This is a genomic window from Xenorhabdus bharatensis (assembly GCF_037996705.1).
Taxonomy (GTDB): domain Bacteria; phylum Pseudomonadota; class Gammaproteobacteria; order Enterobacterales; family Enterobacteriaceae; genus Xenorhabdus; species Xenorhabdus bharatensis.
The window spans coordinates 118919-133659 of sequence record NZ_JBBMXG010000005.1; the positions used below are offsets into that span (position 1 = coordinate 118919).

Here is a 14741-nt window from a genome sequence, read left to right on the forward strand (position 1 = left end):
ATCAATTAGTAAACGCAGTTACAACTTATTGAAATTAATGTTTTTAGGTAGATGCCTCGAATAAATACTTGGGTTGTAAATGCCAGTTCTCTTCTGAACCAAGATGATTTTTCCAGAGTGATTGATAAAGTGGGCAACGTTGCAGTAATTCATCATGGGTTCCACTATCACAAAGGGTTCCATGATCCATTACCAATATCTGGTCAGCACGGATTATTGTGCTTAATCGATGAGCGATAACAAAGACAGTTTTATTCTCAGTAAGAGAATAAAATGCTTGTTGTATCAGTCGTTCATTTTCAGGATCTAATGAAGCGGTTGCTTCATCCAAAAATAAAACCGGAGACTGTTTTAAGATGGCTCGGGCAATGGCAAGACGCTGACGTTCACCACCGGATAATGTACCGCCATCTACACCTAAAAGAGTGTCGTACCCTTGTGGTAGAGCTATAATTGTGTCGTGAATATTGGCAAGACGGGCAGCTTGTTCTAATTCTAACTGAGTGGCATTTGGATCCCCCAAACGGAGATTATTTGCGATGGTATCCTTAAATAGTGCGGTTTCCTGAAATACCATTGTGACAGTGTCATACAGTGCCTTAGTTTGGTAATGATGGATAGGATTTCCACCCAGACGAATTTCACCTTTGTCTAGCTGATAGAAGGAGAGTAATAAATAAGCCAGAGTAGATTTACCGCTGCCACTAGGTCCCACAATGGCGGTCATACTGCCTTGTGATGCCTGAAATGAGATATTTTGGATAGCGGGTTGGTTAGTACCCGGATAACTAAACGAAATATTGTTAACTTCAATATCGTACTGGGCAGGAGCAGCTAATGGCCCAGAAACTTGTGTTGCAATCGCTTCAATCTCAGCAATATGTGTTTCGCCCACTTTTGTTAATGCGGTGATATTGAGTAGAGGAATAATCCCACGTAATGGGGTTATTGTGGCAAACAGTATCAGGATTGTGATGAGCATTTCTGAAAGTGCGAGTGTTTCTGGTACATGGAAGCGCAAAGCGCTAGCCAGTATTCCCACAACCACACTAGTATCAATAACGATGTAGAACAAACTCAATAGAGGTATGCTTTTGAATATTCCTTGGCGGAATATGCTACGTAATTGTTCAATTTTCTGGTCAAAACGTTGTTCTACTGTTGTAGTTGTTGCCGCCGCACGGATGAACGCTATGCCTTGTGCATATTCTACAATCGCTTCAGATGCGTCAGCCATCATAGTGGCTCTTTGATGTAGGATTTCATGGAGTTTTTGACGGATTGGGATCAGGATGAATAATCCAGCTATCAATACTAACAATGTACTGCCCGCTATAACCCAATCGAACCAAAATAAAGCCAGATACATGAATGTCAGCATCACAATCTGACAGATGATTTGTGGGGTAGTATAGGCTGACTGATTTTCCTGCCATTGCACATCTTCGGATAATGTCAGTGCTATTTTTCCGGCACTTAAACTCCGAATTGTTGCGACCGACATACTCACAATCCGTTGTAGCAAAGAGCGACGGATTTCGATACCCAACTCATAAGCTGCAATGGTAAGTTTACGCAATGCGCGGGACATAATCGTGAACCGAAATAATAATAAAACAACCAGTAATACCAGAGTAATAAGTGGCAGAGTATCAGAGCCACTTGCTTTTTGATGATAATCCTCCAGATGTGTAATAGCCCAAGCTGCGACGGCAAGTTGAGCAAGAATCGCAATGGTATCAAGTTGCTTATATAACAGCCCAATGAACCAGACCCGTTTCAGTGTCGGGGATAGATGTTGTTGGAGACGATTAAATAACCCCATGGTGATTTACTCCTGTAGCGATATTATCTTCCTGCCAGGCAGCCCACTGCTTGGTATATGCCCCTTGTCGTGTGATTAATTCATCATGGGTACCTTGCTCAATGATTTGCCCTTTATCTAAAACGACTATTTGGTCAAGATGGCGAATGGTCGGTAGGCGATGAGCAATAACAATTACTGTCTTATTCTGATCTGTCTGGGTATGACATAGTGCATTGAGTGCCTGTTGCATCTCTTTTTCACACTCTGGGTCGGCATAGGCGGTCGCCTCATCCAAGACAAGGATTGGCGCATTTTTTAGGATAGCGGCCGCAACGGCGATACGCTGTTTTTCTCCCACAGACAAGTTGATACCGTTGTTTAATACTGTGTTGTAACCCTGCGGTAACTGTTTGATGAATTGGTGTGCTTGAGCTGCGATAGCTGCGGATTCAACCTCATCTTGCGAAGCATCAGGGCGAGCCAGACGTATGTTATTGGCGATTGTATCGTTGAATAAAAATACTTTTTGGAAAACAAAGGCGATGTTTTTGCGCAGAATCGATTCATGCATATTTCGAATATCAACACCACCGACAGTGATTTTTCCTTGTTGCGGATCCCAAAGACGAGCAATCAAACTAGCTACGGTGGATTTACCTGAACCACTGACACCGACCAGAGCCAGTGAGCTTCCGGCAGGAATGGAAAGGGAGATGTTATTTAAGGCATTATCCTGTCCATCCTGATAGGAAAAACTGATATTATGCAAAGTTACACTATTATCAACAGCTGTGTCACTCTGAGTACATGGAGCTAGTTCAGGTTGATTCATTAACCAGTGATAACGTGTGATTAATGCCTCTTGTTGTTGCACTCGAGTCATTACAGCAAACATGGAGGAAGCAATATTGCCGAACGCTATGGCAGCCAGAATAAAAAAGGTCAATTCAAATATTGAAATTTCATGTTGGTTAAATAACCAGACAGCTAAAGGGAGCACAAACAGTAAATTGGTACTGGATAGGACAAAAAAACGGCTGGATTTAACTTGAACTTTCTCAACCCAAATATCAATAATGCGTGTCAACGCAGTAAATGTCTCTTCGGCGCGCTGCAGTGCTATATTTTCACCTGAATGCTTGCGGCCTGAATAAGTTTTTACCACGGGGATTGCATTAATAACTTCACTCATTGTTGAAGCAATACGATTTTGAGCTGCGTAAAAGCACTGAGTTGTAGTTTGAACTTTCATCTGAATATAGATAAAGAGTAGGCATGCTCCCAAAGTTGGGGCGAATGCCGCCAATGCCAGCCGCCAGTCGATAGTCAACATGATACTTAACGCAATTAATGGGCCGAACAATGTTGCTGATATTTCTGGAATGATGTGAGCAATTCCATCTTCAAGCTGTTCGACGTCATCTAGCATTATCTTCTTGATTTCTGCGCTGTCTGTTTGCATGAAAAAACCAAGAGGAATGGATTTCAGCTTATTACTGATATTACGACGTACATCAGCTTGAACGTCGGCGGCAATTAAATGAGAAACAAAGGTCGAACCACTGAAAATCAGCATAGAAGCAACGGAAGAGCTTAATAATATAATGCCGTAACTCAGGAGCGTGTCAGGTTGCCCATCATAGATGGACTGCATAATCAGGCCGGCAATCGCAGCGGGTAAAATTTGCAAGCCAGCGGAAACAATAGCAAGCGTAATAGCCAGATAACTCATAGCACGGTATGGGCGCATCATATTCCACAATGTCTCAAGAACACCGGCATCAGCGGCATGTTGCTCAGAGGAATCATTATTGAGCATAGGTGTTTTCCTTTTGGAGATCACGGCACTTGCGTAATGTCCAGAACAGACCGACAAGAGTGAAGATTGATGCAAGAGCGAAAAGGGAAGAATAGCTCGCTTTAGTGACAATTAGTCCTCCAAGCATTGAACTGATGATCGCAATACTCATATCTGCTGATTGCATCAGGGCAAAATCTACACCAGATTGGTTGCTGGCTGCTAAAGACATCATCTGGGTATACAAGGCAACGAATTTAGTAGCGTTGATTAATGTGATGAGAACGTATACTGCGGAAAGCAGGAATACTGAGGTGCTGGGTTGTTGAACAAGCCAGTACATTCCGGCAAAGACCAAACATTCAAGTAGCATAAGACCCAATAATGTCTGAACAGCTCCAAACTTGCGTACAATAATTCCGCCGGACATGACCCCGAATAATCCAGCCAATGCGCCACCACTGGCTGCAATAATACCCAGTTGAGTTAAATCTACCCCGTGATCGATTAAAAATGGGGAAAACATACCGAGCGATAGGCGTGTACCGACCATACATAACAGAATTAAAATCAGTGCTTGTTTTACCGGTGAACGGCGTAATGCGATTCTGAGAGATGGGGATGTTGTTACGTTTGCTTCATTCGGCTCTCTTTTCTCAGGTGTTTTCCGGATGAAGAAAATAGGCAGTGACATTAAGAGGATCACTATAGCTAATACGCTTGCGCCAATATGCCAGCCATATAGTGAGGTCAGATATAAAAACAGGCCGCTGCCGATCATTGTTCCAAGATAACCTCCCCCAATCTGCATGACATTGCTCCAGGGGCGATATTGTGTGGGTAATCGGTCAATAGCCTGACCATCTGTAGTGGTATCTACGATAGTCAGACAAAATGTTATCAAAAATAATGCCAATATAATTAGAGGCATATGTTCGGCAGGTTCTGCCAATGACATTAAGCAAAAAAGTAGGAAAATTAAAAAGGTACCGCAGAGCATGATGCGGCGGGAGTGATTATCCCCCGAACCTGATTTGCGATAACGTTCTACGATTGGTGCCCAAAGGAATTTAAATGCCCAAGGTAACATCAGTAGGTAAAGTAATCCTATCTTATCCTGTGTTACACCGTAGCTGCGTAGAAATGCCGGCATACTCTGCAACGCTACCATACTGATGGTACTTTGAATGGTGTAAACACCAGCTAAAGTCAGAAGTAATAGAGAGATTTGGCGGGAGCTTCTCTTGTTAGTCATAGCGTAATGCTCATATCTAGGCCAACATTTAATCCCTTACCAAGCATATTAAGTTCGTTATTTCCGAGCTTAAAAGCAGAAACCCGATATTTTTTATTGCCCAAGTTTTCGCCATAAAGTTTGATGTTGATACCATGAGCCATTTCTAGACTGAGTGAAGCGTCATAGAGTGTATATGCACTTTGTCTAAGGGTATTAGCTTCATTAAAGTAGCTTTTTGAGTAATGACGGACACCGGCATTTAAATAGAGATTACCTGGTAAGAATGTTTGATTAATTAGATAGTCAATACTGGCATTCATCATGACATCTGGAGCATAAGGTAGACGCTTGCCGTTGTAACTTATTGCGTCAATTGTGGTATCGGTAGCATGAGTAAAACTAGATTTACCAATACTACTTCCAAGAGATAATCTGAGTCCTCTTATCGGTTTGATCTGGCTATTCAGTTCAATGCCTTTACTTTCTGCTTTTCCGACATTGCGAATAGATTGCATGCCTGGAAAGCCGACATAAATCTGCTTGTTTTTTGAATGGATATAATACATTGCACCATTTAAGATTACGGCATCATCAAAGAATACGGTATTCCAGCCAAACTCATAATTGTTTGAATTTTCGGTATGGTAAGGTTTTTTGTCCTCAACAGTGGAAACAATGTGATTGAACCCTCCTGGTTTATAGCCTTTAGTGGTAGAAATATAGAAACGGGTATCTGGCGTAAATTGCCAGCCCAAAGCTACTTTAGGCGTAAATTCATTGTTGGAAGCTTGATTATCAAAAGCATCGATTTTCATCATGCCAGAACGACCAGCATAAGTTATCTGTGATTTTTCATGAGATAAGCGTCCACCAAGGGTCAGATCCCACTGAGAAGCAAACGGTAATTTAGCCTCACCAAACAGCGCCAGTGATTTTATGTTAATGGTATTAAGTGAATCACTGTAGTAACCAGGATAAGCACCAACCAGATGTCTATTATTTTCATCGGATAACCAACCGCCTAAGACGCTGGTTATTCCATTTGTATAGTTGGAATTTAAGCGTAATTCCTGAATTGTGGCCTGATATTTTTCTTTCCATTTACCCCCGATGAAATTACGGAAGATATCGCGATCCTGATAAGAAGTAATACTGGTTAATGTACTGTTGCTGAAATCATATTCAGCCTTCAGTGCGTAACTATTGACTTGCCTTTTAAAATCGGGAATTGGGCCGTTGTATTCTTTCCGATGAAATTGTTCGTTACTTAAATAAAGTTCTTCATGTGAATGGAGAGTTTCATGAGCAAAGCTAAACTCAGCACTAAAAGGTGAATTATTCGGTGTATATGCTAATTGTCCTTTACCTAACCAGGTGGTGCTGGAGTCGATATTTTTATGATTTGGTATATTGACTTGCCCAGACTCTTTTACCCAGCGCAGGCTGGTACTTCCATAAAGAGTATCTTCAATGATAGGCATTGACCCGCTGAAGGAACTACCTTGTTTCAATCTGGAATAATTACCGGATAGGTTAAGCCAAGGGCCTTCTTTTGGGGAGCGGGTAATAATATTGATAATCCCTGCCTGAGCATTCCCGCCGTATAAAGATCCTTGAGGACCACGTAATAATTCTACGCGTTCTACATTGATTAATTCTTGTGTCAGGAACTGATGATCCTGTGGGACACCATCAACATAAATTCTGACAGAAGGTGAGTAATAGTCAGGAGAGCTGATACCTCGGATAGTGGTAGCTGAATAGGTTCGATTACCACGAGAGCGAATTTGTAAACCAGAGAATGCACGTTCAAGATCTTGCACTTGAGTAATCCCAGCCTGCTCAAGTTCTTCGCCTGATTTAACTAAAATACTACCATTAACTTTATTTAACGCTTCTTCTTGTTTATTCGCAGTCACGAGCAAAATATCTTTTTTTTCTTCAGGAGCATGTTCAGCCCAGGTTATAGGTGAAATTAGGCAGCATAAAATAGATGCGTTAGCATATTTTTTTTTCATATTGATTACTTGTTATGCCTTCTCAAATTTTGTTTTTACAAAAAACAAGCGAGGTAGAACGGAAAAAATGAATAGAGAAGGCTAACGCTAATAGAGAAATCGGGCTAACGGGATACGGACAAAAATAACGTAATACGTACTATTGATAATGATTATCATTAATGATAGATTGTGTGATATTTACATCATATATGTATATAAAATAAAAAATAACGAATTTAACACACACAATATGCTGTTTTTATTGTGAAAATAGCTTTTGAAATGGAATCTAATGCTAGTTTTACAGAGGAACTGATGAAAACGATTTATAGTGAGAAACTAGATGTTTTCACTGCCAGTCATTGCAACTATAAGCTCTTAAAAGAGGCAGAGAATAATATAAATCCGCCATTCCTCACGGAGGAATTATCTGATGGCATTCATATAAACCGTATTTGTTTTGAATTGGATAAAGACTTCACTGAGTATTGTGAAGGACCACCAACAGTATCAATTGCCTTTGTTCTAAGTGGAAAAGGGAAGATGGCAATAGAGAATGGCGATGATTTAGATGTTACTCCAGGGACAATGATTTTTTTCTATTCTCCGAAGATAACGCGCGGAATGAATTTTTTTGGTTGCGGAACATGGCATATTCTTGATATCCGTTTTTCTCTGAAAGAAATTGAAGCTCAGGAACTACCCTCTTTTAGTCAATTAACTGCAGGTTTTGAAAAAAACGCCAGTTATCGTGATGTTTTGATGATGTCCAGTCCTATCTATCCTCCATTTATGCAAATGGTCAATCAGATAGAAGAGTGTCAGTTAGTTGGCAGTATCCGAAAGGTTTATTTAAAAGCGAAAGCACTAGAAATTATCGCGTGTGTGACAGCTCAAATTTATGATTGTCAATATAACTCGATTAACAGTTTACAGCGTCGTGCTGTTTACAATGCAATAAAAATCATTAATAGCGACTATCATTCACCTTGGACAATAAAATCATTATCAAGAGCAGTTGGTTTAAACGAACGGAAATTAAAAGAAGGGTTTCGTGCTGTTGCTTTTAGTACGTTCCATCAATATTTGGAAAATGTTCGTATGACCACAGCTGAAGATTTATTGAAAAAGGGGATGGGAGTCATTGAAGTTGCTACCGCAGTGGGTTATTCCAGTCCCAGCCATTTTTCTAAACGTTTCCGGCAACACTATTTGATCAATCCCAAAGCATGGCAGGCAAAATATGCTGCGAATCATACAGTAAGAACAGAATACATTGTATAGGAAGCAATAGAGGCTTTGCTTATGACGATCTTCTATTAATCAGTATGTATCCATGAGTAAAAAATAAGCCCAAAGATAAAACTACCTCTGGGCTTATTTAATTATATCAGATGGTTATTGAAATTATTTCAATTCCAGTTCGTTCATGGCAGCAATGCTGAACCCGCCATCAACATGCAGAATTTCACCGGTAATACCACCAGACAGGTTAGAACACAGGAATGCAGCCGCATTACCTACGTCTTCTGTAGTGACGGTACGGCGGATAGGGGTGACTGATTCACAGTGTGCCAGCATCTTACGGAAATCTTTGATACCGGATGCTGCCAGAGTACGGATTGGGCCTGCGGAAATACCATTAACACGAACACCTTCAGCACCCATAGCATTTGCCATGTAACGTACGTTTGCTTCCAGAGACGCTTTTGCTAACCCCATCACGTTGTAGTTAGGGATTGCGCGCTCTGCACCTAAATAGCTTAAAGTAAGCAGAGCGGAGTCAGGATTCAGCATACTACGACATGCTTTTGCCATCGCGACGAAGCTGTATGCGCTGATATCATGTGCAATTTTGAAACCTTCACGGCTGACAGCATTAACGTAATCGCCATCAAGTTGTTCGGCAGGGGCATAACCGATAGAGTGAACAAAACCATCGAATTTCGGCCATACTTTACCCAGTTCAACGAACAATGTGTCGATACTTTCATCTTGAGCCACGTCGCATGGCAGAACGATGTTTGAATTCAGAGATGCCGCGAATTCTTCGACACGAGGTTTCAATTTGTCATTCTGGTAGGTAAAAGCCAGTTCTGCACCTTGTTCGTGCATTGCTTTCGCAATTCCATAAGCAATAGACAGTTTGCTGGCGACGCCAGTGATTAGAATGCGCTTGCCGGTCATGAAACCCATAGCAGTTCCTTATTGTTCTTGATGTTCAAAATACCAGAATTAATAGTGTAGTGTATTAAGAATATAACCTACATAATTCGGGTATTCGTTGTTAGTAAACGGAGGAGATTCTACCACGACGGAGAAAAATGTGGTGAGTTTCCACTACTGTTCCGATCAGTAAAAAATCTGTACTATAAAAATCAAGTGATATCCTGCCGCCAGGCTTCGGTAGACAGAGGTTCACCAAAATGGCTGGATATCAGTTTGCGGGTGATATCGTGTAACGGAGAAGCCAGTACTTCAGCTGTATTACCGCGTTCTACAACTTCCCCCTGATGCATAACCAACACCTGATCACTGATGTGTTTCACCATACCAAGATGTTGAGTAACATAAATATAAGCAATACCATGTTTCTCCTGTAATTCCAGCATCAGATTAATAATCTGGGAACGCATCGACATATCAAGAGAAGCGAGTGCTTCATCAGCAACAATAACCTGAGGCTGTAATATCAGTGCCCGTGCCAGCGCTACCCGCTGTTTCTGGCCTGATGCCAGCATATGTGGGTAATAGTTGGCATGATCTGGCAGGAGACCAACCTGACGTAATGTCTGATTGATGCGTTTTTCCCGTTCAGAAGGTGGCAACTCTGTATTCAGAATCAAGGGCATATCCAGAATCTGCCCAATACGTTGGCGGGGATTTAATGATGTGCTCGGATCCTGAAAAATCATGCGAATGAGCTGGCTGCGATAACTATAATCGCCATAAACCAGCTTGTGATGATTAATTAATATTTCACCTGATGTTGGTTCTATTACACCTGACAGCATTCTGGCTAGTGTGGATTTACCAGAACCGTTTGCACCAATAATTGCCAGTGTTTTTCGTGCTTGCAAGGTGAAGCTGACTGGCTTCACTGCATCAAGATGGTGGCGTCGGAACAAACCAGTACGGTAACGGAAAGTTTTTGTCAGGTTTTTAACTTCCAGTAATGTTTCGACCATTTATTGTTCCTCCATGTTCAGGGGGAAGTGGCAGGCGAAAGTATGGCTTTTGCTACCCCGTAACCGTGGTGCTTCAATACAGGTTTTCTGAGCATAAGGGCAACGAGGCCCGAGACGGCATCCGATAGGTAAATGCTCCAGCGATGGGATGACACCCAGCAGTGTATTGAGGCGGCTTTTATGGGGCAGAGAACTGCCGAAATCAGGAATAGACCGAATCAGTGCCTGTGTATAAGGGTGGTGAGGAGTGACCAGCAGTTCATCCGGTGTAGCGCTTTCCACGGTTTGACCGCAATATAACACGTTGATACGTTTCACTAATTTACTCATCATTTGCAGGTCATGGCTAATCAGCAAAATTGTCATATTGTTGTTCTGGTTAAGGCTCGATAGTAGGCGGAATATCTGGGCCTGCGTTGTTGGCTCCATTGCATTGGTCGGTTCATCAGCGATAAGCAGTCTTGGCTGATTGGCAAGCGCAATGGCAATCATCACTTTTTGGCACTCTCCATCAGTTAACTCATAAGGATAAGAGTGCATGATATCGTGATGATCCTTAATACCTACCCGGTGGAGTAGTTCAATGGCTCGACGTTTTCGCCAGTTAAAACGTTGCCACCAGCGGCCTTTAAACGTCCAGCCGGGAATCGACTGAATGAGTTGTTTACCAATACTTTCTGATGGGTCGAGACACAGCTGAGGTTCCTGAAATATCATTGAAATATTGTGACCAATGACTTTACGGCGCTGTCTTGGCGTCAGGCGTAATAAATCAATATCATTGAACCGGAAGCGGTCTGCGGTAACGGTAATATTATCTTTTGCAACCCCACAAATTGCCTTGGCGATAAGGCTTTTACCAGAACCGGATTCACCAGCCAGCCCGAGGATTTCACCTTCTGTTAATGAAATACTTAATCGGTCAACGGCTTTGACGGGGCCTTCTGACGTCATGAATTCAATGGTGAGGTTACGGATATCGAGTAAAGGCATTATTCGACTCCTGCATTAATGGCGCGGTGCAGGCCATCGCCCAGTAAATTAACCAGCAGAACGCTCAGCATAATGGTTGCCCCCGGTAACATCACAGTCCAGGGGGCCGTGTAAATAAGTTCCAGCGATCCGCCGAGCATAGCGCCCCATTCAGGTGAGGGCAATTGTGCGCCAAGATTGAGAAAACCCAGAGCCGCGATATCAAGGATGGCAATCGAGAAAGTACGGGTTAACTCGTTCACCATCACAGCAGTAATATTCGGAAAAATAGCATAACGTAAAATATGATAATTTGAAGCGCCATCCAGACGGGCAGAGATAATATATTCTTTATCCAGCTCATCATGTACAGCGGTATAGGCTGCCCGCACAATTCTTGGCAGTAATGCCAGACCGATGGCGAACATTGCATGTTGCAGGCTGGCCCCCATAAAAGCAACGACAATAATGGCTAATAACAGTGACGGTATGGAAAGCAGGGTGTCAAGAATGTGATTCAGGATCGCAGATTTCAGCCCATGTGTAATACCGGCAAGGCTGCCGATAACTAACCCGACAATTGCCGATGCACTAGTCACAATCAGCGCAGCCCCAAACGTGGAGGAAGTACCAATCAGTAACCGACTGAAAATATCCCGCCCCAGATCATCTGTTCCAAGAAAAAAGGCAACATTACCGTAGTGTGACCACGAAGGGGGCAGTAGCTGGTCAATAAATTGTTGGTCAAGCTGATAGGGTGCAAGATGGCTACCAAAAAGACTTAACACAATTAAAATCAGTACGCCGTAAAAACCCGTCATTGCCAGTGCGTCGGCATAGAAAAAACGCCAAATAACTCTCAGGGGTGATGGCGCTTTCTTTTCACGGTAAAAATTATCTAATGGCATACCATTCCTTATGCTTTAAAGGATTAGCCATCGCGCCGATAATATTAGTCAGCACGTTGACTGAAATAACTAAAGTACCTACTACCATGACACCTGCGGAAATTGCGGAGTAATCCTGCTGGCGGATGGCACTGATAAGCCATTGTCCCAGTCCCGGCCAGTTAAACACCTGTTCTGTCACCATAGCTAAGGTAAGCATGGTTGAGAACTGTAGCCCCAGTTTTGGGATAATCGGGGGCAGAGCGTTATGCAATAAGTGGCGACGTATAATGGTTAATTTTGATAGACCGCGAGTGGCTGCTGATCTTATGTAATTTGATGCTGAAATCTCTTCTGCACTATTACGCATTAAACGAATAACATCGGTCATTGGTGCGACAGACAAGGTGATGACAGGCAATATCATGTGCAGTATTACACTCATGATCATCTCATTGCGATAGGGGCTTTTTGACAACCATGCATCAATCAGCGCAGAGCCTGTAACAGGCTCCATTCGGTACAGTAAGTCAATCCGTCCTGACACCGGTAACCAACCCAGATGAAGTGAAAACAAGAGCGTAAGTAGCAGGGCTAGCCAGAATACCGGAATGGAAAAACCAAACAGCGCGAGTGTGCTGATGATTTTATCTGCTTTCTTGTTACGCCATACGCCGGCAACAATCCCTAATGGAATACCAATTAATAATGCCAGAGTGAATGAGAGCAGACAAAGTTCAAGCGTTGCCGGAAATACATCATAGAGTTGGTCAACAATTCTTTCGCCATTGATGCTGGAAATGCCAAAGTCCCATTGCAGTAAGCCATGAAAATAGAACAGGTAAGCATCAAGCAGCGATGCGCCGCTTAAAGGGCCATGAGGCGTAAAATACATCAGGCTGAAACTGATCAGGGAGAGAAAAAACAGTGTCACAATCAGCAATAGCAAACGGCGCAATATATAGATAATCATTTGCTTCCTTTTTTATTTTCAGCGGATGTATTTTCGGTAGATGTTTTTTCAGAGGAAGTAGATTGTTCCTGTTCCCGATGAACACCGGCGAATGAGCTATTTCCAAAAGGACTCAAAACCAATCCTTTAATGTTATAACGAAATATCTGTGATCGCATTGGGTAAGCCAGTGGCAATACAGGTAATTGCTGAGCAAGAATTTGTTGCGCAATATGATAACTTTTAATACGCGCCGCTAGTTGTTGATCTAACAACGCTTGATGGATTGCATTATCAAAAGTCGGGTCACACCAGCGGCTCAGATTTGTCTGAGAGGCGATAGCTGCACAGCTAAACAGCGGCCGGAAAAAACTATCGGGATCGTTACTGTCAGTAGACCAGCCAGCTAAAGTCATATCATGAGATTTATCCATGAGCTGGCTTTCCTGAAAACGGCCTTCAAGGGGGCGGATAGTCATTTTAATACCCACATGCGCTAAATCTGCCTGAATCAACTCTGCCATTTTCAACGGGCTTGGGTTATAGGGTTTCGACGTGGTGGGAACCCATAGTGTCAGTTCCAGACCATCTAACCCCAGTTTATTCAGTATCTGGCGGGATTTTTCAGGATTGTATTCGGTAATTTCGGCCCTGTTATCATAAGCCCATGATGCTCTTGGTAAAATCGAGGCGGCAGTTTCAGCCGTACCATAATAGATAGCCCGCATCAGTCTTTGATTATTAATGGCATAAGCAATGGCCTGACGAACTTCCAGTTTATCCAACGGTGGTTTACTGGTATTGAAAGCAAGATAGGCAATATTCATTCCTGAACGCAGGGTCAGTCGCAGGTTGGGGTCATTGTGGAGTATGTCCCATTGGTTGGCTGTAGGATAGGCTAATACGTCACACTCACCGGTGAGCAGTTTGGAGATTCTACCAGTACCACCAGCTCCGATATCTACAACAACTTGTTCCATCAGCGGCTTGCCTTTCCAGTAGTTATCATGTCGGATAAGACGGACAAATTGCCCCATTTGATAATCTTCCAGCATGAATGGCCCGGTTCCTACCGGATTCCAGTCAATTTGTTCCTCTTTGTTTATGCTATGCAGTTTTTGTCCGTATTCTTCAGACAGTATAGGCGAATAATGCGTTGCCAGATGCCAGAGAAAGGAGGCATCTGGGGAGTTCAGGCGGAATTCGACAGTATACTTATCGATCTTTCGGATATCCTGAACGGAATCACCAAATTGTAAACTATCAAAATAGGGATAATGCCCACCATTAACATAGTGATAGGCATGTTTTTTATCGAATAACCGGCGAAAGCTGAAAATAACATCATCGGCGTTCATGGTGCGGGTCGGAGTAAACCACGGCGTTGATTGGAACGCGACATTATGGCGCAAATAAAAGCGATATGTTGCTCCGTTATCCCGGACTTCCCAACGGGAAGCCAATTCAGGAATTAGCCGATAGGTCAGGGGATCCACTCCCAGCAGACGGTCATAAATCTGAGAGGCCAGAGTATCCACGGTCAGACCGCTGATAGCCATCTGTGGGTTAAACGTATTCAGATTGCCGTTGACGCAATAAATAAAGCCATGCTGCCGTATAGTTGCCGGAGAGTAGGATAGGCTTTCCGACGACTGTCTGTCAGCAACTTTGGCTGTAGCTTTAGTCGTTTCTGGAATCGCTTTCTCAATAGCCAGAGCGGGAGTTGAAAGCAATAATATGATCCAGTAAATCAAATAGCGCATATAAAACATCAATTATGGGAAAAGTCTGGCTATTGTAACTTAATTAGCCCTTTCTGCTCAAAAACAACAGCCAGATCACGTTGGTGAGAAAAATTCTCAATAAAATGCTTTACAAACATAATTGATAAGCATTATCA

General features: G+C 42.7%; 11 protein-coding genes. 1 reads left to right on the forward strand and 10 read right to left on the reverse strand.

Annotated elements, in window-relative coordinates:
* Window positions 1-43: 43 nt before the first annotated feature.
* Genes AAC855_RS06720 through AAC855_RS06735 form a run of 4 tightly spaced genes read right to left on the reverse strand, consistent with a single transcriptional unit; the run spans window position 44 to window position 6860 of the window.
* Window positions 44-1825, reverse strand: a complete 1782-nt coding sequence (locus tag AAC855_RS06720) for an ABC transporter ATP-binding protein (RefSeq protein ID WP_340608837.1) — start codon at window positions 1823-1825, stop codon at window positions 44-46.
* Window positions 1812-3626, reverse strand: a complete 1815-nt coding sequence (locus tag AAC855_RS06725) for an ABC transporter ATP-binding protein (RefSeq protein WP_340608838.1) — start codon at window positions 3624-3626, stop codon at window positions 1812-1814. The genes AAC855_RS06720 and AAC855_RS06725 overlap by 14 nt, the downstream gene beginning before the upstream one ends.
* Window positions 3616-4860, reverse strand: coding sequence for an MFS transporter (locus AAC855_RS06730; RefSeq protein WP_340608839.1), 1245 nt, complete (start codon window positions 4858-4860; stop codon window positions 3616-3618). Before AAC855_RS06730 ends, AAC855_RS06725 begins: the two co-directional genes overlap by 11 nt.
* Window positions 4857-6860, reverse strand: coding sequence for a TonB-dependent receptor (locus AAC855_RS06735; protein WP_340608840.1), 2004 nt, complete (start codon window positions 6858-6860; stop codon window positions 4857-4859). The genes AAC855_RS06730 and AAC855_RS06735 overlap by 4 nt, the downstream gene beginning before the upstream one ends.
* Window positions 6861-7157: 297 nt before the next feature.
* Between AAC855_RS06735 and AAC855_RS06740 the strand changes: the two genes are divergently transcribed.
* Window positions 7158-8126 carry an AraC family transcriptional regulator gene (locus tag AAC855_RS06740; protein WP_340608841.1) on the forward strand — a complete coding sequence of 323 codons (969 nt, stop codon included), beginning with the start codon at window positions 7158-7160 and terminating at the stop codon, window positions 8124-8126.
* Window positions 8127-8249: 123 nt separating this feature from the next.
* Here AAC855_RS06740 and fabI read toward each other — a convergent pair whose 3' ends face one another.
* The 6 genes from fabI to sapA form a co-directional block, all read right to left on the reverse strand.
* The gene (gene fabI / locus AAC855_RS06745; protein ID WP_340608842.1) at window positions 8250-9038 is read right to left on the reverse strand and encodes an enoyl-ACP reductase FabI; all 789 of its coding nucleotides are present in this window, start codon (window positions 9036-9038) and stop codon (window positions 8250-8252) included.
* 182 nt (window positions 9039-9220) lie between these two features.
* Window positions 9221-10030 (reverse strand): putrescine export ABC transporter ATP-binding protein SapF, encoded by an 810-nt coding sequence (gene sapF, locus AAC855_RS06750; protein ID WP_340608843.1) that lies wholly within the window; start codon window positions 10028-10030, stop codon window positions 9221-9223.
* Window positions 10031-11023, reverse strand: coding sequence for a putrescine export ABC transporter ATP-binding protein SapD (sapD, locus tag AAC855_RS06755; protein WP_340608844.1), 993 nt, complete (start codon window positions 11021-11023; stop codon window positions 10031-10033).
* Window positions 11023-11910, reverse strand: coding sequence for a putrescine export ABC transporter permease SapC (sapC, locus tag AAC855_RS06760; RefSeq protein ID WP_340608845.1), 888 nt, complete (start codon window positions 11908-11910; stop codon window positions 11023-11025). The genes sapD and sapC overlap by 1 nt, the downstream gene beginning before the upstream one ends.
* The gene (gene sapB / locus AAC855_RS06765) at window positions 11897-12862 is read right to left on the reverse strand and encodes a putrescine export ABC transporter permease SapB (RefSeq protein ID WP_340608846.1); all 966 of its coding nucleotides are present in this window, start codon (window positions 12860-12862) and stop codon (window positions 11897-11899) included. The genes sapC and sapB overlap by 14 nt, the downstream gene beginning before the upstream one ends.
* Window positions 12859-14604, reverse strand: a complete 1746-nt coding sequence (gene sapA / locus AAC855_RS06770; protein ID WP_340608847.1) for an ABC transporter substrate-binding protein SapA — start codon at window positions 14602-14604, stop codon at window positions 12859-12861. The genes sapB and sapA overlap by 4 nt, the downstream gene beginning before the upstream one ends.
* Window positions 14605-14741 lie beyond the last annotated feature (137 nt).